Source organism: Pseudovibrio ascidiaceicola (assembly GCF_900114245.1).
Taxonomy (GTDB): domain Bacteria; phylum Pseudomonadota; class Alphaproteobacteria; order Rhizobiales; family Stappiaceae; genus Pseudovibrio; species Pseudovibrio ascidiaceicola.
Genome location: NZ_FOSK01000003.1, coordinates 374441 through 396745, shown reverse-complemented (window position 1 = coordinate 396745; position 22305 = coordinate 374441). Strand labels below are relative to the sequence as shown.

Genomic DNA, 22305 nt, shown 5'->3' with positions numbered 1-22305 from the left:
CCTATTCCCTCGTTTTTAAGGTTTTGATGAGATCAAGTTTGCCTACACGGCGGCGCACGATGAGCGCACAGGCCAGTGCGGCTGTGAGAATGACAAAACTGGCGATGGCGTAGGTGCTTGGCAGCCCCACAAGCGGCACGCGGAAGAGATCGCTGGCGAAGCCCTGTATCATCCCTGCTGCCATGCCGTAGCCGATGAGCCAGCCCATGGGCTGTGCCAGCAGGACGATCATCGCCATCTCTACCAGAATGACATGGAAGACCTCCTGCTTGGAGAAGCCAATAACGCGGAGACTGGCGAGCTCGCGGCCTCGCTCTGACAGCTGGATGCGGGCGGCGTTGTAGACCACGCCGAAGGCCACGATGACGGCGATGGTGATATAGGCCACCAGCATGGAGGTGAAGCTCTGGTCCATGAGCTCGCGGAACTTTTCGCGCGAGAGCATCTGCATGGCGATGCCGCCAAGGCCCGGTGTTTCCTTCACAGCGTCGTAAAGGTCATCAAGTCGTGTGCGGTCGATGTTGATGGCCAGATCAGAGATGCGCGGACCGGTGGGCACAAGGGCATTGAGGGCATCGATGTGCATGGAGGCGGAGATGCCCATGTAGCTGGTGACGGTGCCGGACACGCGAACCTGCCGCTCAACGGAGTTGTGTTTGGTGAGCTCTACGGTGACCATCTCACCCGGCTTTACGCCCAGCTGGTTGGCGAGATGGGTTGGCAGCATGAGGCCTGTGCGGGGCATCTGGATGGCGCGTTCATCAAGGTCCAGAATGCGGGAAAGGTTGGCGTTGGTTGGGCGGCCTGTGATCGCGACGCGTTTCTCCTTTGGGCCAAAACGCAGGATGACGGGTTCTTGCCTGTAGGCTTCTGCGGTGAGAACGCCGGGCAGGCGCAGGATATCATCGAGCACGCTGGGGGCTTTGTCGTCGGCGAGTGTCAGGCGGGCATCTGCGGTTTCTGCTTTGTTGAAGGCCACGTTGATCATGTGGTCCATGGAGTTGGTCAGGAACAATGCAGAGACGAGCAGGGCCAGTGAGAAGGAGACGCCAAGGCTGGTGAGTAGGCTGCGCACCGGATTGTGCATGAGATGGCGCAGGCCCATGGTGCTGAGCTGAGACAGGATGCGTACACGTCTGGACTTGAGCGAGAGGAAACTGCGGAAACGCGGCGGTGCTGGTGGGCGCATGGCGACTGCGGGTGGCAGGCGGGCGGCTTTCATGATGGAGGAGAATGCGCCACCCAGAGCTGCGGCCAGTGAGATGATAGCGGCGATGAGGTAGAGATCCGGGCTTTCATCGAAGACGAGGAAGGGGAACGAGAAGTACTGCGCATACATCTGCGTCATCAGGCGGCCCATGTAGTTGCCTGCCATAGAACCGATGCCAACGCCAAGGAAAGCGACGATGGAAACCAGTTTGGCGTAGTGACCGGCAACGGACCATGAAGAGTAGCCGCAGGCTTTCAGCAGGCCGATCTGCTCGCGCTCCAAAGCGATCAGGCGAGACAGGATCATGTTGACCAGAAACGCGGAGACCAGCAGGAATATGGGCGGGAGCACCTTCGCCATTGCGGAAAGCTGGGTGAGTTCCGCATCCAGAAACGCATGAGATTGCTGGTCTTTGCGTTTGTATGCGCCGGTGCCGCCGTAGGGTTTTAGCAGGCGGTCGAGCTTTTCCAGAACGCAGGGTGTGCAGGCTCCTCTGAGCAGCCTCAGGGAGATGTCGTTGGCTGCGTTCTTCATATCGAACAGGCCTTCCATGGCGGATTGGGCCATGAAGAAAACAGCGAAGCGGCGGTCATCGGGAACCAGATCTCCGGGGCCGAGGGCGTAGATGAACTCGGGGGAGAGGATGATTCCGGTGATTTCGAGGTTGAGCTTTTTGCCGTTCAGGGTGGCGCTGAAGGTGTCTCCGGGGTTGAGGCCATGTGCTTTGGCGAAGCGTGAGTCGAGGGCGACTTCGTTGGTGCGGGAGCCTTCTGGCAGGCGGCCTGCTCTCAGGTAGAGGCGGTTGACGGCTGGCTTGCTGCCTGCAGGCAGGGAAAGGGCGATACCGGCAGCGGGCTCGGCCATCTGCGGGATATCGAGAATGGCTGAGCGGACGATGCGCATTTCGACGGCTGCAACGCCATCGATGGCGGCGATGCGGTCTTTCAGGTGATCGGGGGCGCGGACGGCCTGCGCGAAGATGTGGCCGAAGCGGTATTGATCGTAATAGGTTTTCTGCGTTTCGCTGAGAGAGCGGTAGGCTCCCTGGGCGAGGATCAGCGTCATCACTCCGCAGGCCATGACCAAAGCAATCGCAAGCACTTGCGCCCACAGGCGTTTCAGGTCGCGGATTACTTTTCGGTCAAGGACGGGCAGAGCTACCATGCAACCTCCGAGGGCTGCTTGGGCGTCTCGTTTTCGTGCGTGCTCTCAATGGCGCCGTCTTTGAAAACGTAGACACGGTTTGCCATTTGCTGGATGGCAGTGTTGTGCGTGATGATGGCTGTTGTAGTGCCCAGCTCTTTGTTGATGCGCTGCAAGGCTTCCAGCACCAATGTGCCGGTTTTGGTGTCGAGTGCGCCCGTGGGCTCATCACAGAGCAGGACTTCCGGTCGCTTGGCGATGGCGCGGGCGATGGCGACACGCTGCTGTTCACCGCCGGACATTTCTGCCGGGAAGTGGGAGGAGCGTTTGCCGAGGCCGACCAGTTCCAGCGCTTCCTGCGGGTCCATCGGGTTTTTGGCGATCTCGGTTGTCAGAGCCACGTTCTCCCAAGCATTGAGGCTGGGAATGAGGTTGTAGAACTGGAAGACAAAGCCAACGTAGTCGCGCCGGTAGCGGGTCAGTTCGCTTTCGCTGAAATCGGTGAGGTTCTTGCCCATGAAGGAGACTGTGCCGGAGGTGGCGTTGTCGAGCCCGCCGAGGATGTTCAGGAAGGTGGATTTGCCGGAGCCGGATGGTCCGAGCAGCACAACCATTTCGCCTTCGAAGAGTGTCATGGAGACACCGCGAAGTGCGTGCACCTCAACCTCGTTGGTGACATAGGTTTTGGTGGTGTTTTCAGCGATGAATACTGGCGTTGGCATAGGGCCCCCAACCTGAATGTGCAGCTACATTACACTATAGCCTCAAACTCAAGTTGTATGGCAATGATCCCACTCAAGGAATTGAGTAAATTCCCTAGGTCAGGTGATGCTGCGTGGCGGGGCGCCTACAGATTTGCGGAAAATCAGTTCAGGGTGCCAGAGGCATTGCAGCTCTTTGATGTCTGCGCCTTTGAGGTAGTTCATCGCCATGATCGCAATCTCACGACCTGCATCGCGAAGCGGTGAACGGGTGACCGTCAATGGCGGGTCCATATCCGCAGCTTGTGCGAGAGGTACGTTATCATCGTGCGCAACAATAGAGACTTCTGAGCCGATCTTGATGCCAAGTTCGTTGCAGGCTCTGTAGGCGCCTTTTGCCATGACCACGCTTGAGCAGAGCAGGGCGGTTGGGCGATCTTCCAGCTGCAGGATCTCCATGGCGAAGGTGTAGCCGTTTTCTTCTGACATAGCGCCTGCACGCATATAATCAGGGTTTGGCGTGACGCCTCGTTCCTTCAATGCATCCTGCCAGCCGTTGAGTCGGTCAATGGCGTAAACGCGGTTTGGATGGCCGTTGAGGATCGCGATCTTGTCGTGACCCATTTCCAGCAGCATCTTTGTGGGCTCGTGGAAGACGCCGTAGTTGTCGATGTCGATGTATGAGTAACTGTCACAGGTGGCGGTCCGGCCATGGACGATGAACGGCATGTTGAGGTCTTGTAGCAGACGGATGCGCTCTTCACTCAGATCCACGTTGGACAGGATGACCAGATCGACGGTGCCTTTTTCCGCAAAGCGGCGGTAGACGTCCACTTCCTCACTCTGCGAGGAGGAGATCATGATGTCGTAATCCAGCTCGGATGCCTTCTCTGAAAGACCTGTCAGAAACTCGATGAAATGCGGGTCGAGAAACATGTTCATGTCAGTGGGGAAGGCGATGCCGATTACGCTGGAGCGTCCGGTTGCCAGACGGCGTGCGTTGACATTGGGGCGATAGCCATAGGTCTTTGCTGCCTCTGAAACCCGGTTTCGGGTAGCAAGAGACACGTCAGAATACCCGTTCAGAGCTCTGCTGACTGTGGTTTGTGAAAGACCGAGATGACTGGCTAAACTCTTAAGATTCATAATATTTCAATGGCTCAAACTTGCTGTGCGCCGCGTTTATAGCCCCTTTTTCTCCCGCATGCTTGTGTGAAATCTAGCCCAGAAGTCTCCCTAAAATCCAGTAGGACCTTTGTCTTTTCCAAAGCGCTTTGGAAACGGTAACGGAGACAGTGGAAAACTGATATTTTTCAGAGATGCAGTAAAATACCACATATGACGAGCTCTAAACTTAGGAGAATTCAGCTATTTTGTGGGTGCTGCGTTGCAAAATAAGACGCCAGATGGACAGCCTCACAAAAGTTCCTACGGATTTTTACTATTGACTTAGACCGGTGACTAAACTTTGCTTGTCTCAAAGCGCTTTGGGAATCTTTTTGAAAGATGACCAGTGTTTGGGGAGCCCTTCGCTCTGGAGGGGTAATTAATGGCCAGACAACGATTGGGAATTCGTTGAATCAAGGGCCATGGACGAAACAGGGAGGCGTCCCATTATGGGTATCCGTCGTACATTATTAGGTTCTGCTGTTGCTATTGCTGGTATGGCTGGCGTTGCGGGTTATGCAATGGCTGCTGAAGTTACCGTTGTTTGTGGGAGCGTTGGTCAGGGTGCTAAGCTCTGTAAAGGTGCTGCAACCGAGTGGGCCAAAGAAACTGGCAACACCGTCAAGTTTTTCGCTGCACCTGCATCTTCCACCGAGCAGCTGGCCCTTTACCAGCAGATCCTGAGCTCTGGTTCTTCTGATATTGATGTTTTCCAGATTGACGTTATCTGGCCAGGTATCCTCGGAAGCCACCTTGCTGATCTGAAGCCATATTCCAATGGCGCAGAAGACATGCACTTCCAGCCAATCGTTGCGAACAACACCTACAAAGGCAAGCTGGTTGCGATGCCTTGGTACACTGATGCTGGCCTGCTGTTCTACCGCAAAGACCTACTCGAAAAGCATGGTGAAAAGGCTCCTGAAACCTGGGGTGATCTGACTGCAAGCGCGAAGAAAATTCAGGATGCTGAACGCGCAGCTGGCAACAGCAAAATGTGGGGCTTTGTTTATCAGGCGAAGGCTTATGAAGGTCTGACCTGTGACGCTCTTGAGTGGGTCGACAGCTTCGGCGGCGGCGATGTTGTGAACGCTGATGGCGATATCACCATCAACAACGAAAAAGCTGCAAAAGCTCTGTCACTCGCAGCGAGCTGGACCGGTACAATTGCTCCGGCTGGTGTTCTTTCCTATCAGGAAGAAGATGCACGCGGTGTGTTCCAGTCCGGTAATGCGGTGTTCATGCGGAACTGGCCTTATGCATGGTCTCTGGGGCAGGCTGACGATTCCCCGATCAAAGGTAAGATCGGCGTGATGGCTCTGCCTAAGGGTGGAGAAGAAGGCAAGCAGACTGGTACTCTTGGTGGCTGGCAGCTGGCTGTTTCCAAATACTCCAAAGACCCAGAAGCAGCTGCAAGCTTGGTTATGTACCTGACCAGCAAGAAGAGCCAGAAACAGCGCGCTATCGAGGGGTCTTACAACCCTACCATTGCTGAGCTGTACACCGATGCGGATGTTCTTGCAGCGAGCCCGTTCATGGGTCAGTTGAAAGACACCTTCACCAACGCTGTAGCACGTCCATCCCGTGCAACTGGCTCTAACTACAACAAAGTTTCCAATGCATTTTACAATGCAGTGCATGACGTGCTTTCCGGCAAGACCGAAGCAGAGGCATCCCTTGCGAAACTTGAAAAGAACCTGAAACGCATCAAGCGTAAAGGCTGGTAAGTCTCCTCCCTAGACTTGCGATCTGTGTTGCGGCCTCCCGATGGCCGCAACACTGAACCGAGCTCCTGGGTGGTTCCTTGGAGTTTCCCTGAAATAAAGAAACCAAGGATCAGAGGATGACCCTTGCTCTTCAGCAGGATGGTACAGCCACTCGTAAGGCAAAACGCTCCAATCTGAGCTCTGCCAGATTGCGCGCCGCGTGGCTTTTTCTCGCCCCCATGATGATTGCTTTGGCCGCTGTTGCAGGCTGGCCGTTGCTTCGCACCATCTGGTTGGGTTTTACCGACGCAAACCTCACAGATCTCAGCCAGTCTCAATTCATCGGCTTTGAGAACTATCTCTCGTATTATGACGGAGAAGCTTATGGCGTTCTTGTTGATGCCGAGTGGTGGAATGCGGTTTGGAATACTCTCTGGTTTTCTGTCATCTCTGTTGGTTTAGAAACTCTGTTCGGGCTTCTCATTGCGTTGATCCTGAATGCGGAGTTCAAAGGACGCGGCCTTGTGCGGGCTGCGGTTCTGATCCCTTGGGCGATCCCGACTATTGTTTCCGCCAAGATGTGGGGCTGGATGCTTCACGATCAGTTTGGTGTGATTAACGAAATTCTGCTGGGTGTCGGCATTCTGTCTGAGCCGGTTGCCTGGACGGCTGATCCTTCCACCGCGATGTGGGCTGTGATCATGGTGGATGTCTGGAAAACAACACCGTTCATGGCATTGCTGACCCTTGCTGCGCTTCAGATGTTGCCCGGCGACATCTATGAGGCGGCCCGCGTGGATGGCATCAACCCGATCCGTGTGTTCTTCAAGGTGACGTTGCCGCTGATCCGTCCGGCGATCATCGTTGCTGTGATTTTCCGCAGTCTTGATGCGCTGCGTGTGTTTGATCTGATTTACGTGCTGACGTCCAGCTCCACCTCGACCATGTCCATGTCAGTCTATGCAAGGCAACAACTGGTTGACTTCCAGGAGGTTGGCTATGGTTCTGCGGCTGCGACGCTGCTGTTCATTGTGATCGCTCTGCTGACGACCATTACCGTGGTGGCTGGTGGGCTGAAGTCCGGTGAAGGAGAACAATCATGAACAGGCAGATGAAGTCTATTCTGTTTTACACACTCGTTGTTGTGGTCGTGATTTTCTCGGTCTTCCCGTTCTACTACGCGATTGTTACGAGTTTCCGTAGTGGGCAGGAGCTGTTCAATCCGTCCGTGTTTCCAACATCCTTCACGACGGGGAACTATTTCTCCATCTTCAAAGAGCAGCCGTTTGGTCTCAATATTCTGAACTCGGTGATTGTGGCGACCTCGGTTGTGATCCTGTCGCTGATTATCGCAGTGACGGCATCTTATGCGCTGGCTCGTATCCACTTCCGGGGCCGTGGCTTGTTGTTGATGACGATCCTGTCGGTCTCCATGTTCCCGCAGGTGGCAATCCTTTCTGGCATGTATGAGCTGATCCGTTCCATGGGACTTTACAACTCTCTGCCGGGTTTGATTATCCCGAACACGGTGTTGACCCTGCCGTTTACTGTGTGGGTGCTGACCACCTTTATGAAGGAGCTGCCGAAGGAACTTGAAGAAGCTGCTGTTGTTGATGGAGCTTCTCCGCTGACCATTGTGCGCCGGATCTTCCTGCCGCTGATGTGGCCAGCGATGGTGACCACTGGTCTGCTTGCTTTCATCGGTGCGTGGAACGAGTTCTTGTTCGCACTCACCTTTACTCTATCCAACGAAGTTCGCACCGTGCCTGTGGCGATTGCCCTGATGTCCGGTGCAACTGAATACGAGCTGCCATGGGGCAATATCATGGCTGCTTCTGTGCTAGTGACCGTCCCGATCGTGGTCCTAGTCCTGGTGTTTCAACGAAAAATCGTCGCTGGTCTTACAGCTGGTGCGGTTAAAGGATAACTGGAATGAACCTCTCTACCCCAATAAATGAAAATACAAGCCATCGCGTTCTGGCGAACGATCCGGATTGGTGGCGGGGCGCAGTCATTTATCAAATCTATCCGCGGTCTTTCGCAGATAGCAATGGCGATGGCATTGGTGACCTTCCAGGCATTACAGAGAAGCTGGACTACATCTCCGATCTTGGTGCTGATGCGATCTGGATTTCGCCTTTCATGAAGTCGCCAATGGATGACTTTGGATATGATGTTTCTGATTATGAAGATGTTGATCCAATGTTCGGCTCTCTGGACGACTTTAAAGAGCTGATTGCCAAAGCGCATGGCAAGGGCATTCGTGTGCTGATCGATCTGGTGATCTCGCACACCTCTGATCAGCATGAATGGTTTGTTGAAAGCCGCAGCAATAAAACCAACAGCAAGTCTGACTGGTATGTGTGGGCAGATCCAAAGGCTGATGGGTCTCCGCCAAACAACTGGCTCTCCATCTTTGGTGGTTCTGCCTGGCAGTGGGACAGCCGTCGTTGTCAGTACTACCTGCATAACTTCCTGCGTTCTCAGCCGGATTTGAATTTCCATTGCGAAGAAGTGCAGCAGGCTGTGCTTGATGCAGGTCGGTTCTGGCTGGAGCTGGGTGTTGATGGGTTCCGTTTGGATACCGTGAACTTTTACGTTCATGACAAACAGCTGCGTGACAACCCGCCTTATCCGGATCCGGATAGTCTTGCGGATGTGACTGGCGTGAACCCTTATGCGTTCCAGGACCACAAGTTCGACAAGTCGCAGCCAGAAAATCTGCCGTTCCTTGAGCGTTTGCGGGCTGTGATGAACGAGTATCCAAACACCACCACTGTTGGTGAGATTGGTGCGGGGCATGAAGCCAGCGAGATCATGGCGCAGTACACCTCTGGTGAGGGACGTCTGCACATGGCGTACAGCTTTGATCTGCTTTCCAACACGCCAACTGCAAAGTATGTGCGTGAGCGGGTGACCAACCTGCAAAACATTGTGACTGAGGGTTGGCCGAGCTGGGCGATGTCCAACCACGATGTGAAGCGTATGGGGTCGCGGCTTCCTGCTGATGTTGATCCTCAGGTGGCCACGCCAGCTTTGATGGCGTTGAGCGCATCGCTGCGTGGTAGCCCATGCATTTATCAGGGTGAGGAACTGGGCTTTAAAGAAGCTGATGTGGCTCTGGAAGACCTGCAAGATCCTTATGGCATTGAGTTCTGGCCTGAATATAAAGGTCGTGACGGGTGTCGTACGCCGATTGCATGGACCAAAGACGGTGGCTTCACCACTGGCAAGCCTTGGCTGCCAATGGCGCAAGACCATCTGGAACACAGTGCGGAAGCTCAGGCTGGAGATGAAGCTTCTCCTCTTCGCCGGACAGCGAAGTACCTGCAGTGGCGTAAGGACCAGAAGGTTCTGCAAAAAGGGTCTTTGGGCTTTGTTGATTTGGGAGAAGATGTGCTGGCGTTTGTGCGTGAGCATGAAGGCGAGAAAGTGCTTTGCGTCTTCAACCTGACAAATAATGATATGCGTGTTGCTCTGGGTGCGTACAGCTCTGCTGCGTTGCTGGAGGGGCATGGATTTAGTGCGGAAATGGACGGCGAGGCACTCAACCTGCCTGCATGGCAAGTGGCTTACTTGCAAATCTCAAAGAACTAAGCTGAGGGCAACACCATGGCAGATGTAACACTCAAGGGTATCGTCAAGGACTTCGGGTCAACCCGCATCATCCACGGCGTTGACTTGCAGATCAAAGATCGCGAGTTGATCGTGTTTGTTGGGCCATCCGGCTGCGGTAAATCGACTTTATTGCGCCTGATTGCAGGGCTTGAAGATATCACTGATGGTGACATGTTCATTGACGGAGATCTGGTGAACCAGCGCTCTCCTAAGGAACGCAAGATAGCCATGGTGTTCCAGAGCTATGCTCTTTATCCGCATATGAATGTTTATGAGAACATGGCGTTTGGCCTTGAGCTTTCCAAGCATTCAAAAGAGGACATCAAAGACAAGGTGATGGAGGCGGCTCGTATCCTTGAGCTGACTCCGTTGCTGGAACGTAAACCGAAGCAGCTTTCTGGTGGACAGCGTCAGCGCGTGGCGATTGGCCGTGCGATTGTTCGTAATCCTAAGGTCTTCCTGTTTGATGAGCCGCTCTCCAACCTTGATGCGGCGCTGCGTGTGCAGATGCGTATTGAGATTGCCAAGCTGCATCAGGACATGGACGCCACCATGGTGTACGTGACTCATGATCAGGTGGAGGCAATGACGCTTGCAGACCGGATTGTGGTGCTGAATGCTGGCCGGATTGAGCAGGTTGGTAGCCCGCTTGAGCTGTACCATCGTCCGCGCAACAAGTTCGTGGCTGGCTTCATTGGGTCGCCGAAGATGAACTTCATTGAGGCGCAGGTGACAGGCGTTGCTGAAGACGGTGTTGAGCTGTCGGTTATCGGTTCTGATCCTGTGAAGGTTGCTGTTGATCCGACTGGCCTTGCTGTTGGCGATAAGGTTGAGTTTGGTATTCGCCCTGAGCATATGGGCAGCGGAACGGAAGGCGAGCTTTCCGGGAAGGTCGAGGTTATTGAGGAACTTGGCGAGAGCCACTTCCTGCATGTGCGCTTGACCGACGGTTCTTTGATCACCGTTCAGGGCAGGGGCGATGCTACTGCGAAGGCCGGTGAAAGCTGCAAAGTGAAGCTGGATTGTAGCCATGCGCATGTGTTTGGCGGTGACGGATTCGCGTTTTCTAAATTGGGAACGTTAGGTCAACATGAAAAGACTGCAACTCTTGAGGGTGCGTGATAAATAAAATTGCTCACAGGCTCACTCCAATTTGGCATAGTGTTCCAGCGCTGCACCTTGTGTGCAGCGTTTACTTTTTCTGAGACGCCTCTTCATTTCTTAAAACGATTAAATAGCTGATTTTTTTAGACTGAATCAGGCTCGATCATACCAATTGACTAGTCCGTTAGGGGAGGTTTGATTACTGGCAGAAACCGCAAGGTTAGCCTTCCAGAATCAAGCAAGGATTGAGCTGGCACCTGGTATTCTTTGGCTGAGCTCAACCAAGGGTACTTGTTCCCTTTCTTAAAAAGTGAAAGAATTTAATCAGTGATTGCACTTAGATGCGGTTACAATTCTTTCGCCTTCGCGCGACTAACGATGTGAAGGCATTTTATAAATAGGGGAGCATTTTTAAATGCAATTTAAGCGTAGTCTTCTCTCGCTGGCGCTTGCTGCAAGCGTGGCGATGCCAATTTCCGGCGCTATCATCTCTGAGGCTGGTGCTGCAACACCACCAAACATGCTTATTGTTGCTGGCCGTATTGACGACATCATTTCCCTTGATCCGCAGGAAATGTTTGAGTTCTCCGGTACAGACATGGCGAACAACATGTATGACCGTCTGGTACAGCTGAACCCAGCTGACCTGTCCAAAGGTTATGAGCCAGGTCTGGCAACAAGCTGGGAAATCTCAGAGGATGGCAAGACCTTTACCTTTAAAATGCGTGAGGGCGTCAAGTTCCACACCGGCAACCCTGTTACTGCAAAGGATGCTGAGTACAGCCTTCGCCGTGCAGTTGCGATGAAGAAAACACCGTCTTTCATTCTTACGCAGTTTGGCTTCACTCCTGAAAACATGAGTGAGACAATCAAAGCCGTTGATGAGAACACTTTCCAGATTACGACAGATAAGAAGTACGCTCCTTCTTTCGTACTGAACTGCTTCACTTCTGCAATTGCTTCTATCGTTGATAGTGAACTGGTTAAATCCAATGAAGTTGATGGCGACTGGGGTAACGGCTGGCTGAAAACCAATTCTGCGGGTTCTGGCGCGTTTAAGCTGCAGAGCTGGAAGCCAAATGAGTCTTATTCTCTGACTGCTGTTCCAGGTTACTGGCGCGGTGAAGTTGCGATGAAGCGCGTTATCGTGCGTCACGTGATGGAATCTGCTTCTCAGCGCCTGATGCTGGAAAAAGGCGACGTTGATGTTGCTCGTCACCTGTCTCCAGAAGATATTGCTGCGATCTCCACGAATGAAGACCTGAAGGTTGAAGACACGCTCCGCGGTCGTCTGATGTACATCTCCTTCAACCAGAAGGATAAGGCGCTGTCCCATCCGAAGGTTGCGGAAGCTCTGAAGTACCTTGTTGACTACAAAGGCATGACCGGTTCCTTCCTGAAGGGCCAGTACACAATCCAGCAGGCGTTCCTTCCGCAGACCTATATGGGCGAACTGAAGGACACTCCATTCTCACTGAACGTTGAGAAAGCTAAAGAGCTGCTCGACCAGGCTGGTTATGCTGACGGTTTCGATGTTGAGTTCATCGTTCGTAATGCGACTGAGCGTGTTGAAATTGCTCAAAGCTTGCAGAACACCTTTGGCCAGGCTGGTATTCGCGCATCTATCACACAGGGAACTGGCAAGCAGATCCTTGGTCGTTACCGCGCACGTGATTTCCAGATCTACGTAGGCGCATGGGGTCCGGATTACCCAGATCCACACACAAATGCTGATACCTTTGCAAACAACCCGGATAACTCCGATGAAGGTAAGCATGTTGGTAAACTGGCATGGCGTAACGCTTACCCAGCAACAGAACTGACCAAGCTGACCGATCTGGCTGTACAGGAAAGTGATCGCGAAAAGCGTGCTCGCATGTACGTGCAAGCTCAGAAGACCTTCCAGAAAGAAGCTCCATTCTCAGTTATGTTCCAGCAGATTGAGCAGAACTCAATGGCTGCAAACGTGACCGGCTTCAACCCGGGTGGCGCTATCACTGGCGTATTCTTCTGGCCTGTAAAAAAATAAGATTGGCTAATCACAAATGAGCATCGCTGACTCTACAGCGACTGTGGCGCGGCGAGGGTTTACCTCGCCGCTCTACAAGATTTTAAAAGGTTTAATCGCTGGCCTTTTCTCCATTGCCATCACTATGGTGGGGCTTCTTTTCGTCACCTTCATTATTGCGCGTGTTATGCCAGTTGACCCGGTTCTCGCGGTTGTTGGTGAGCGTGCTTCTCAGGAAATTTATGAAGCTGCGTACAAGGCCATGGGTCTTGATCAGCCGCTTTATGTGCAGTTCATGCTGTTCTTGAAACAGGTGGCGATGGGCGACTTCGGGATGTCGACGCTGACAGCGCGGCCTGTTGTTGAGGATATTGCCCGCGTTTTCCCGGCTACATTAGAGCTTGCGACCTTGGCGACTATCGCTGGCGTTGGCATTGGTGTGCCGATGGGTGTTTTGGCTGCTGTGAATGAAGGCCGCTGGCCTGACCAGCTGATCCGCCTTGTTGGCCTGTTTGGCTACTCCATGCCGATCTTCTGGTTCGGCTTGATGGGGCTCTTGATTTTCTACGGTATTCTTGGCTGGGTTAGTGGCCCGGGTCGTATCGACATCTACTTTGAAGACATTGTTCCTGTCGTTTCAGGCATGATCCTCATCGATAGCCTGATTGCAGGTGAGATTGATATCTTCTGGAATGCAGTGAGCCACATCATTCTGCCGGCAAGTATTCTTGGCTATTACTCCATTGCCTATATTTCTCGTATGACCCGTTCGTTCATGCTGGAACAGTTCTCTCAGGAGTATATCACCACGGCGCGTGTGAAGGGTGTTTCTGAGACTGCTGTGATCTGGCGTCATGCGCTGCCTAATGTGATGATCCCGCTTATTACGGTGATCGCGCTTTCCTATGCGAACCTGCTGGAAGGGTCTGTGCTAACTGAGATCATCTTCTCGTGGCCGGGTCTGGGCAACTACATCACCAATGCTCTGCTCTCTGCCGATATGAATGCGGTACTGGGTGGAACAGTCGTGGTTGGTGCTATCTTTGTTGGCCTCAATCTCTTCTCTGACTTTATGTACAAAGTGGTTGATCCGAGGGCACGATGACAACAGCACCTGTAAAATCCAACGTGCCTGACAGAGCTGGCTTGAAAGCATGGCTCTCCTCTGATGCACCTACATCCCGCGGACATGCACGTGCTGTGCAGTTTTATATGGGGTGGATGAAACTCTATGAAAACAAGCTCGCGTTTCTCGGGTTCTTGATTATTTTGAGCCTGGTTCTGATGGCGATTTTTGCGCCTCTGCTGGCAACAACTGAGCCAAATGCCCAAGATCTTGCCAAGCGTTTGACTGCGCCGGGAGTGGATGGTCACCTGCTTGGAACTGATGAGCTTGGCCGTGATATCTGGAGCCGCCTCGTTTATGGTTCACGTATCACTCTTCTGATCGTGGGCATCGTTGCGTTCACAGCCCCGGTTTTCGGTTTGTTGATTGGAACTGTTGCGGGTTACCTGGGCGGCTGGGTTGACCAGGCGCTTATGCGTTTGGTTGATATCTTCCTGGCGTTTCCCAAGCTTATTCTGGCGCTTGCCTTCGTTGCTGCGCTTGGGGCTGGTATTGAGAGTGCGATTATTGCGATCAGCCTGACGGCATGGCCTCCGTATGCGCGTATTGCTCGCGCGGAAACTCTGACCATTCGTAATGCAGATTATATTAGCGCTGTGCGTTTGCAGGGTGCTGGTGTCATGCACATCATTGTTGGGCATGTGTGGCCGCTGTGTCTGTCCTCCATCATCGTGCGTGTGACGCTTGATATGGCCGGGATTATTCTGACAGCTGCTGGCCTTGGTTTCCTTGGTCTTGGTGCTCAGCCTCCAGAGCCTGAGTGGGGCGCAATGATCTCTGCTGGTCGCAAGTTTATTCTGGACCATTGGTGGGTTGCTGCCATGCCGGGTATGGCGATCTTTATCGTGTCCTTGGGCTTCAACCTGCTGGGTGATGGTCTGCGCGATATTCTTGATCCGAAAAAGAGCCAGAGCTAGGGGGCGAGAACCATGAGTGATACGCTTTTAAGCGTTGAGGACCTTTGGGTTCGTTTCCCGACACGCAGTGGTACAGTTGATGCCGTTCGTGGCATTTCTTTCTCTGTCGGGCGTGAGCGCGTTGGTATTGTGGGCGAAAGTGGCTCTGGCAAGTCTATGACCGGACGGAGTATTTTGCGCCTGATCCGGTCTCCGGGCCAGATGGAAGCCAAGTCGATTATGTTCAATGGTGAAAATCTGCTGGACTATTCGGAACGGCAGATGCGGAAGATCCGTGGGCACCAGATCTCTATGGTGATGCAGGATCCGAAGTTCTCGCTAAACCCGGTTCATACGGTCGGCAAACAGATCTGTGAGGCTTTGCGTCTTCACACCAAGGCGTCTCGTCGTGAGGCTCGTCAGGGCGCACTGGAGATGCTGGAGGCTGTTCAGATCCGTAATCCTGAGCGTGTGTTCGACTCTTACCCGCATGAGCTTTCAGGCGGTATGGGGCAGCGTGTGATGATCGCGATGATGCTGATCACCGATCCAAAACTGCTGATTGCTGATGAACCGACCTCTGCATTGGACGTGACTGTGCAGATGAAGGTGCTGGCGATTATGGACAAATTGGTGCAGGAGCGCGGGATGGGGCTGATTTTCATCAGTCACGATCTGAACCTTGTCTCTTCGTTCTGTGACCGCATTATCATTATGTACGCTGGACGTATTGTGGAGACCTGTAAGGCCAGTGAACTGCATAATGCGACACATCCTTATACACGTGGGTTGCTGAACGCGCTGCCTCGCATTGAGGAGCCCAAGGGGCGCCTTGAAGCTCTGCAGCGTCAGGACAGTTGGAAGCAGGAGGCCAGTGTCGATGCCCGGGTCTGATAGTGCTGTGATGGAACGTAAGCCATGGGTTGCGGAAGCAACAAAGGATGCTCGCCTCGAGATCAAAGACCTCAACGTCTATTTCGGTGAGGGAGCGGATCGCTTTCAGGCTGTCAAGAATGTGAGTGTCAAGGTTCAGCAAGGCGGCAGTTTTGGTATTGTCGGTGAATCTGGTTCAGGTAAATCAACTGTGTTGCGCGCTGTGTGTGGACTCGTTGAGAGCTGGGATGGTGAGATCGATATTGATGGTGCACCTGTCTCGCATAAGCGCGACAAGGCTTTTGCCCGTAAGATTCAGATGGTTTTTCAGGATCCCTATGCGTCCTTGCATCCACGCCATACTGTAGACCGAGTTTTGTCAGAACCCTTGAAACTACATGGGTTTGACGATGTTGATGGTCGTGTGCTTCGGGCTTTGGATGATGTTGGACTCGGAGCTGATTTTCGCTTCAGGTATCCGCATCAGCTTTCCGGTGGACAGCGACAGCGTGTGGCCGTTGCACGTGCTTTGATGTTGGAGCCAGAGATCCTGTTATTGGATGAGCCAACTTCAGCATTGGATGTGTCTGTGCAGGCGGAAATTCTGAACCTGTTTGCTGATCTGCGTAAGGAGCATAACCTTACTTATGTGATGGTGACGCATGATCTGGCTGTGGTTGCGCATATGTGTGATGAGATTGCCGTGATGCAGCATGGTGAGGTTGTTGAGGTGATGGATGTGGAAGCGATGCGAAGCTCCACACCAGAGACAGCTTACACACAGGAGCTGCTTAAAGCCTCCATGGGGTATGATGCAGAGTTCTTCGGCGACAGCTGATCTGTGAAGCATTTGATGACTACTGAAAGCCCCGCCCTTGTGGTGGGGCTTTTGTCATTTAGACTATATCGCCCAAGTCGTTGGGCGAGAGTGTCTTTGCCAAAGGGCAACGACACATTGTGAATTTCTGATAGGTCTCTGATTCTCTTTGCGTCTTTTTTTGATCCCACACTGGGTCGCTTCCACCTCTTCCTGAAGCAAATTTCCTTTCAGAAAACGGTTAAAAACTAGCTCGTTGGTGGAGAAAAACGTAGCGCCTATATGATAGTTGGAACTCATGTGCAGAAAATGGCTTACACCAATGAGTTCACTGTGAATTTCTTAATGTTTTCTGTTATAACCAACCGGCTTAATTCTACGAGTACATAAGCTGAAACACTCGCAGATTGGCTTGGGTGTTTTCTAATTGATCTACGGTGTCTTCTTTGAGAAGTCTTGACGAAAATCTTATTTCCCATATTCCTCCGTTCCGAAAGCTGGAACGCGTTGATATCAGAGAGATTTTGGACGCAGCGACGCCAAAGCGTTTCAGCGCGGGTCAGGCTATTTTCGAAGAGCATGAGCCAGCGGAACGGTTTTTCCTGCTGCTGGACGGTCATGTGCGCGTTATTCGCACCACGGCTTCTGGAGATCAGGTGATTGCACGTCACATCGTAAGTGGCGAGCTTATGGGCATTGCCTCCGCAATTGGCAGGACGACTTATCCGGCCAGTGCTGTGGCGATTGATGACTGCCTTGTGTTGTTCTGGCCGACAAGCCTCTGGAAGACGTTTGTCGAAAAGTACGATGGATTTGCGACGGAAACCTACAAAACCGTCGGAGAGCGTATCTCTGAAGCGAATAACCACATTCTGGAGCTGGCAACACAGCAGGTCGAGCAACGCGTTGCACGGGCTTTGCTGAGGCTTGCTATCCAAAGCAGCCGCATCACTGACGAGGGGATGGAAATTGATTTTCCTCTCACACGCCAGAATATCTCTGAGATGACCGGCACAACTTTGTACACTGTGAGCCGTTTGCTAAGCGCTTGGGAAAAGCAAGGAATTGTGAATAGCGGGCGCAAAAAGGTCATCGTGACAGAGATGAATAAGCTGAAGACTCTGGCTGATTTGGACCCAATGGCTGACTCTTGAGTGCTGCCGAGTGATTGCTTGAGTGTTACTAGGCATAAATACCAGTATTCTCGATTTTATATCCTATTGTTTTTAAAAGCATTTTTCTCCTATATCCGGTAATTACCGAATAGGTTGTTCTAGCACAAACTTCCCCACTGGCGTCAATTTTATCATCTTCGGGACCGTAACCACGATAGGATTCCGTAGATGTCAGAATTCCTTACAAAATCGCGGGCACGAAATATTTTTTATGGGGGATCCTTATTCTTCATAGGCATATTTGCCGTGCTCTCAATCGACAGCCACCTTTACGTCGTCAATGAATCGACTTCAAAGGCTGAGCTCACTGACGAGGTTGTCCTCGGAAAGCACGTTTGGGAAAAGCATGCTTGCATCAACTGCCATACGTTGCACGGGGAAGGCGCTTACTTTGCTCCTGAAGTCGGCAACGTGATGACACGTTGGGGCGTGCTGGATGATCCGGATGATGCAGCTGAGACACTTGGCTCCTGGATGGAAGCCCAGCCTAGCCGTATCGAAGGCCGTCGCCAGATGCCTTTCTTCGATCTGACCAAAGAAGAAGTCCGCGGCCTCTCTGAATTCTTGCGTTGGGCTGACAAGACCAACACGCAAGACTGGCCACCGAACGACGCTGGTTAAGGGGTGGTATTATGAAATACAGTTCTCAAAAAGTCGCGTATGCTTACTTCGTAGCTGCGCTTGGCCTATTCGCAATCCAGGTTCTGGGCGGCTTGCTCGCTGGCTGGATTTATGTTGCACCTAACTTCCTTTCGGAGTTGCTGCCGTTCAACATCGTTCGCATGTTGCACACCAACGCACTGATCGTCTGGCTTCTGCTTGGCTTCTTTGGTGCGGCTTACTTCATCATCCCGGAAGAGAGCGAGCGTGAGATCCACTCCGTTAAACTCGCTTACATTCAGCTGATCATTCTCGTGGTTGGTACACTGGGTGCTGTTGTCAGCTACATCATGGGCATCCATGAAGGTCGTGAATTCCTTGAGCAGCCGCTCTGGGTTAAAGTCGGCATTCTTGTTGCTGCGTTGATCTTCCTCTTCAACATCTCAATGACTGTGTTGAAAGGTCGTAAGACTGCGATCACAAACATTCTGGTAATTGGCCTTTGGGCTCTTTCCCTGCTGTGGTTGTTCGCATTCTACAACCCAGACAACCTGAGCCTTGATAAAATGTACTGGTGGTACGTTGTTCACCTTTGGGTAGAAGGTACCTGGGAACTTGTGATGGCTTCCATCCTTGGCTTCCTGATGCTGAAACTCACCGGTGTTGACCGCGAAGTGATCGAGAAGTGGCTCTACATCATCGTAGCGACTGCTCTGTTCTCCGGTATTCTTGGTACAGGACACCACTATTATTGGATCGGCTTGCCTGGCTACTGGCAGTGGATTGGTTCCGTCTTCTCTACTCTGGAAGTCATACCATTCTTCCTGATGATGACCTTCTCCTTCGTCATGGTCTGGAAAGGTCGTAAGAACCATCCAAACAAAGCAGCTCTGCTGTGGTCTCTCGGTTCCGCAACTGTCGCGTTCTTCGGCGCTGGCGTATGGGGCTTCCTGCATACTCTGCACGGTGTGAACTTCTACTCACACGGTACACAGATCACTGCAGCGCATGGTCACCTTGCCTTCTTCGGCGCATACGTTGCTCTGAACCTTGCAGTGTTCACCTACGCAATGCCAATGCTTAAGGGTCGTAATCCATACAACCAGGTTCTCAATATGGGCAGCTTCTGGCTGATGACCGGTGGTATGTCCTTCATGACCTTCGTGCTGACATTTGCTGGAACCATCCAGACACACATGCAGCGTGTTGTTGGTGAAGACTTCATGTCCGTACAGGACCAGCTGACAGTGTTCTACATCATGCGCTTCGGTGCTGGTGCGGCTGTTGTGATTGGTGCTCTGCTGTTCATCTACTCCTTGCTCGTACCGCGCAAAGAGCTGTTCACAGAGACCTCTGGTTCCAAACCAGTGACTGGTAGTAGTCCTGAAGCCCAAGCAGTTCTGGAAGGTGGTCGTTAATGACTGTACAGAACCACGTTTTTGATGTGCCCTATTATCAGCCTATCGCCGATGAATGTGCATTATTTGAAACGGCTTTTAACAAAGGTCTGCCCCTTCTTTTGAAGGGGCCGACGGGCTGCGGCAAAACCCGTTTTGTGGAACACATGGCCGCAAAGCTGGGTCGCCCGATCTACACCGTGGCTTGCCACGATGATCTGTCCGCAGCAGACCTTATTGGTCGTTACCTGCTTAAAGGCGGCGTGACTGAGTGGGTTGATGGCCCGCTGACCCGCGCTGTTCGTGAAGGTGCGATCTGCTATCTTGATGAAGTGATTGAAGCACGGAAAGACGTTGCGGTTGTTTTGCACCCGTTGACCGACAACCGTCGTCGTCTCATCATTGAGAGAACTGGCGAAGAGCTGCAAGCTCCACCGAACTTTATGCTCGTTGCCAGCTACAACCCCGGCTATCAGAACGTTCTGAAGCAGATGAAGCCTTCCACACGGCAGCGCTTCCTTTCAACCACCTTCGATTTCCCTGATGCGGAAACTGAAGTGCAGGTTGTTGCTAAAGAAAGCGGACTGGATGTTGAGCGTTCCAAATTCTTGGTTCGTCTTGCTGGCCATATCCGTGGTCTTTCCAGCCTGGATCTGGAAGAGGGTGTTTCCACTCGCTTGCTGATTTATGCTGCATCCCTGATTGCTGGTGGTATGCCAGTCGAGAAAGCACTGCAATACTCTGTTGTTGAACCATTGAGTGATGAGCCTGATGTTCAGGTTGCGCTTCGTGATTTGATCGCAGTTGTTTACGGGTGAGCCTGATGAAAGAGCAAATACTGGAGTTTTTAGAGCCTGAAGAAGCCGTAGGTAATCTGTGGCATGATTATGCTTCAAGCCTGGGTGCTCCAGTGCACCACGAGGATATGGAGGTCGAGCTGGCTCAGCTGCGCACCTCCGTGCAAGTGGTGTTTCGCGGGTTAGGTGGTGAAGCTAAAGTCGAGATCAGTCAAGCTCCGGCGACAGCTTCAACCTACCGCATGCCCGTAAAGCGTAAGCTCGGCAACGCTGCAGAAACAATTTTTCTGCCAGAGTTTGACGGCGAGCGTTTGAGACTTCCGCCGGTTCTTGGCGTGTTCCCAAAAGCAGAAATGAACCGGGCCCACTACATCTGGCTTGCTGCCTTTGCAGCGAACTGCGATGTGCAGGCAAAACCAGAGGATCCGTTGCAGGCGGATGTTCAGGCATTGGCTTTGGCCAAGCAAGCCATTGAGCGTGTTTGGGGAAAGTGTGTTGGTCTTCACGACTTTTTCCGTCAGTCCTGTGAGTTTCTTTTACAAACCCGTAAACGTCCAAGTCTTCCTGAGTGGGAAGCTGCAGTTGAAGCGATTGTTCTGGAATTGCTTGGCGGGCCGCGAGCTGTCACCAACACGAGCGCAATCATTCGTAAGGCGATGGAATGCGTCGATGAGCGCTGGAAGCTGAAAGCTCCGAACGGATACTGCCCGTTTGCGCCTGTACCGATCTGGGTTTCAAGTGAGTTGGTCAACGGTGAACGTGGTGAAGAGCGCTCGGATGAGCAGGCTCCGCCAACGCCGCAAGGTGCCAATGCATCTTCAAAACGCAAGGCAAAGCGTGAAAAACGCGAGCAAGCGGATCGTAAAGACAGTTTTATTCTACATCGGTTTGAGGCCATCCTCTCATGGGTAGAAAGCATGAACCTCAATCGTAGTACCGATGACGACGAAGAGGAAAATGCGCAGAAAGCTGCTGATGACCAAGATTATATCAGCCTTTCAAAAAATCAGCGGAAAGCAGCGACGCGTTTGCGTTTGCACCTGGATTTGTCTCCAGAAGATGCAGACCACGAACGCCTTTCCGACAAGTTCACATATCCTGAGTGGGATCACCGTCAACGTAAGTTTTTGGAAGATCATTGTCGTGTTCTGGAGAAGGATGCCGAGCCCGATTATGAGAGCGTGTTGCTGACGGATCCTTATCATAAGCGCCGTATTCGTCAGGTGAAACGCCAGTTTGAAGCCTTGCGTCCAAAGCGGATCATGCAGATGCGGCAGGCTGAGGGCAGCGAGCTGGATCTGGATGCTTTGGTGACGGCTCAGGTTGATCTGAAAGCTTCCGGTTATGCATCTGACCGTATCTTTCAGGATGCACGTGCTGTTGAGCGCGATCTTTCCGTAGCTATGTTGCTTGATACATCCCGTTCTACCGAAAGTGCGGTTGGTGATTCCAGTGTTATCGAGATTGCGGGGGCCGCACTTGCTGCTCTGTCTGGCGGTATTGATGCAAGTGGGGATCATCTTGGTGTCTGGGGGTTCTCCTCCCTGAAGCGCGATCGTGTTTTCATGAACAAGGCCAAAGACTTCGATGAACCGATGACTGATCAGGTGATCGCGAAGATTGGGTCACTCAAGCCTTGCTATTACACCCGGTTGGGAGCGGCAATCCGGCATACAACTGCGCAGCTTGCCTTGCAGCAAACACAGCGGAAGCTTTTGCTTGTACTAACAGATGGAAAGCCGAACGATCTTGATCACTATGAAGGTATTCACGGCATTGAAGACAGCCACATGGCTGTTCGTGAAGCTCGCAAACAAGGCATGGCCGTTCATGGTGTGATTGTTGATGAGGATGGGCAGGATTGGTTTGCCCGTATCTTTGGCAAAGGTGGTTATACGCTCTTCCCAAATCCGGAGCGTCTTACACGCGCGCTGCCGGATATCTACAGAAGCCTGACAAGGGAGTATTAG

General features: G+C 52.5%; 18 protein-coding genes. 15 read left to right on the top strand and 3 right to left on the bottom strand.

The features are described 5' to 3' along the window. Position 1 precedes the first annotated feature (1 nt). The 3 genes from BM231_RS08375 to BM231_RS08365 form a co-directional block, all read right to left on the bottom strand. Complete coding sequence (locus BM231_RS08375; RefSeq protein ID WP_093518434.1) at positions 2-2374, bottom strand: ABC transporter permease; 2373 nt, start codon at positions 2372-2374, stop codon at positions 2-4. After that, complete coding sequence (locus BM231_RS08370; RefSeq protein WP_008552870.1) at positions 2368-3075, bottom strand: ABC transporter ATP-binding protein; 708 nt, start codon at positions 3073-3075, stop codon at positions 2368-2370. Before BM231_RS08370 ends, BM231_RS08375 begins: the two co-directional genes overlap by 7 nt. A gap of 99 nt (positions 3076-3174) precedes the next feature. After that, positions 3175-4200, bottom strand: coding sequence for a substrate-binding domain-containing protein (locus tag BM231_RS08365; RefSeq protein WP_093518432.1), 1026 nt, complete (start codon positions 4198-4200; stop codon positions 3175-3177). Positions 4201-4670: 470 nt separating this feature from the next. Between BM231_RS08365 and BM231_RS08360 the strand changes: the two genes are divergently transcribed. From BM231_RS08360 to BM231_RS08290, 15 genes are all read left to right on the top strand, one after another. After that, positions 4671-5945, top strand: a complete 1275-nt coding sequence (locus BM231_RS08360) for an ABC transporter substrate-binding protein (protein WP_093518430.1) — start codon at positions 4671-4673, stop codon at positions 5943-5945. A gap of 116 nt (positions 5946-6061) precedes the next feature. Continuing rightward, positions 6062-7027, top strand: coding sequence for a carbohydrate ABC transporter permease (locus tag BM231_RS08355; RefSeq protein WP_093518428.1), 966 nt, complete (start codon positions 6062-6064; stop codon positions 7025-7027). Further along, complete coding sequence (locus BM231_RS08350) at positions 7024-7851, top strand: carbohydrate ABC transporter permease (protein WP_063319589.1); 828 nt, start codon at positions 7024-7026, stop codon at positions 7849-7851. Before BM231_RS08355 ends, BM231_RS08350 begins: the two co-directional genes overlap by 4 nt. A 5-nt stretch (positions 7852-7856) precedes the next feature. Beyond that, complete coding sequence (locus BM231_RS08345) at positions 7857-9521, top strand: alpha-glucosidase family protein (RefSeq protein ID WP_093518426.1); 1665 nt, start codon at positions 7857-7859, stop codon at positions 9519-9521. 15 nt (positions 9522-9536) lie between these two features. Continuing rightward, a complete protein-coding gene (locus tag BM231_RS08340) occupies positions 9537-10664 on the top strand; it encodes an ABC transporter ATP-binding protein (RefSeq protein ID WP_093518424.1) in 1128 nt (375 codons plus the stop codon). Positions 10665-11061: 397 nt separating this feature from the next. Then, on the top strand, positions 11062-12675 hold the full coding sequence (locus BM231_RS08335) for an ABC transporter substrate-binding protein (protein WP_057461256.1): 1614 nt from the start codon (positions 11062-11064) through the stop codon (positions 12673-12675). Between the two features lie 16 nt (positions 12676-12691). After that, positions 12692-13759: an ABC transporter permease gene (locus BM231_RS08330; RefSeq protein ID WP_093518422.1), complete on the top strand. Its 1068-nt coding sequence runs from the start codon at positions 12692-12694 to the stop codon at positions 13757-13759. Next, positions 13756-14697 (top strand): ABC transporter permease, encoded by a 942-nt coding sequence (locus BM231_RS08325; RefSeq protein ID WP_093518420.1) that lies wholly within the window; start codon positions 13756-13758, stop codon positions 14695-14697. Before BM231_RS08330 ends, BM231_RS08325 begins: the two co-directional genes overlap by 4 nt. Positions 14698-14709: 12 nt before the next feature. Continuing rightward, positions 14710-15570, top strand: a complete 861-nt coding sequence (locus BM231_RS08320) for an ABC transporter ATP-binding protein (RefSeq protein WP_093518418.1) — start codon at positions 14710-14712, stop codon at positions 15568-15570. Continuing rightward, positions 15557-16387, top strand: coding sequence for an ABC transporter ATP-binding protein (locus tag BM231_RS08315; protein WP_093518416.1), 831 nt, complete (start codon positions 15557-15559; stop codon positions 16385-16387). Before BM231_RS08320 ends, BM231_RS08315 begins: the two co-directional genes overlap by 14 nt. A gap of 416 nt (positions 16388-16803) precedes the next feature. Beyond that, complete coding sequence (locus BM231_RS08310; RefSeq protein ID WP_057461262.1) at positions 16804-17520, top strand: Crp/Fnr family transcriptional regulator; 717 nt, start codon at positions 16804-16806, stop codon at positions 17518-17520. A 189-nt stretch (positions 17521-17709) separates the two neighbouring features. Then, positions 17710-18162, top strand: a complete 453-nt coding sequence (locus BM231_RS08305) for a c-type cytochrome (RefSeq protein WP_093518414.1) — start codon at positions 17710-17712, stop codon at positions 18160-18162. 11 nt (positions 18163-18173) lie between these two features. After that, positions 18174-19559: a cbb3-type cytochrome c oxidase subunit I gene (locus tag BM231_RS08300; protein WP_093518412.1), complete on the top strand. Its 1386-nt coding sequence runs from the start codon at positions 18174-18176 to the stop codon at positions 19557-19559. Then, entirely contained in the window at positions 19559-20356 is a 798-nt protein-coding gene (locus BM231_RS08295) for a CbbQ/NirQ/NorQ/GpvN family protein (RefSeq protein WP_093518410.1), read from the top strand. The genes BM231_RS08300 and BM231_RS08295 overlap by 1 nt, the downstream gene beginning before the upstream one ends. 5 nt (positions 20357-20361) lie before the next feature. Continuing rightward, positions 20362-22305, top strand: coding sequence for a nitric oxide reductase activation protein NorD (locus BM231_RS08290; protein WP_208860194.1), 1944 nt, complete (start codon positions 20362-20364; stop codon positions 22303-22305).

Excerpts from the sequence above, each read along its gene's own strand:
- BM231_RS08360 (WP_093518430.1), top strand. The coding sequence starts at position 4,671 with ATGGGTATCCGTCGTACATTATTAGGTTCTGCTGTTGCTATTGCTGGT.
- BM231_RS08325 (WP_093518420.1), top strand. The coding sequence starts at position 13,756 with ATGACAACAGCACCTGTAAAATCCAACGTGCCTGACAGAGCTGGCTTG.
- BM231_RS08375 (WP_093518434.1), bottom strand. The coding sequence starts at position 2,374 with ATGGTAGCTCTGCCCGTCCTTGACCGAAAAGTAATCCGCGACCTGAAA.
- BM231_RS08300 (WP_093518412.1), top strand. The coding sequence starts at position 18,174 with ATGAAATACAGTTCTCAAAAAGTCGCGTATGCTTACTTCGTAGCTGCG.
- BM231_RS08340 (WP_093518424.1), top strand. The coding sequence starts at position 9,537 with ATGGCAGATGTAACACTCAAGGGTATCGTCAAGGACTTCGGGTCAACC.
- BM231_RS08290 (WP_208860194.1), top strand. The coding sequence starts at position 20,362 with ATGAAAGAGCAAATACTGGAGTTTTTAGAGCCTGAAGAAGCCGTAGGT.
- BM231_RS08345 (WP_093518426.1), top strand. The coding sequence starts at position 7,857 with ATGAACCTCTCTACCCCAATAAATGAAAATACAAGCCATCGCGTTCTG.
- BM231_RS08350 (WP_063319589.1), top strand. The coding sequence starts at position 7,024 with ATGAACAGGCAGATGAAGTCTATTCTGTTTTACACACTCGTTGTTGTG.
- BM231_RS08320 (WP_093518418.1), top strand. The coding sequence starts at position 14,710 with ATGAGTGATACGCTTTTAAGCGTTGAGGACCTTTGGGTTCGTTTCCCG.
- BM231_RS08295 (WP_093518410.1), top strand. The coding sequence starts at position 19,559 with ATGACTGTACAGAACCACGTTTTTGATGTGCCCTATTATCAGCCTATC.
- BM231_RS08335 (WP_057461256.1), top strand. The coding sequence starts at position 11,062 with ATGCAATTTAAGCGTAGTCTTCTCTCGCTGGCGCTTGCTGCAAGCGTG.
- BM231_RS08355 (WP_093518428.1), top strand. The coding sequence starts at position 6,062 with ATGACCCTTGCTCTTCAGCAGGATGGTACAGCCACTCGTAAGGCAAAA.
- BM231_RS08365 (WP_093518432.1), bottom strand. The coding sequence starts at position 4,200 with ATGAATCTTAAGAGTTTAGCCAGTCATCTCGGTCTTTCACAAACCACA.
- BM231_RS08330 (WP_093518422.1), top strand. The coding sequence starts at position 12,692 with ATGAGCATCGCTGACTCTACAGCGACTGTGGCGCGGCGAGGGTTTACC.
- BM231_RS08305 (WP_093518414.1), top strand. The coding sequence starts at position 17,710 with ATGTCAGAATTCCTTACAAAATCGCGGGCACGAAATATTTTTTATGGG.
- BM231_RS08370 (WP_008552870.1), bottom strand. The coding sequence starts at position 3,075 with ATGCCAACGCCAGTATTCATCGCTGAAAACACCACCAAAACCTATGTC.
- BM231_RS08315 (WP_093518416.1), top strand. The coding sequence starts at position 15,557 with ATGCCCGGGTCTGATAGTGCTGTGATGGAACGTAAGCCATGGGTTGCG.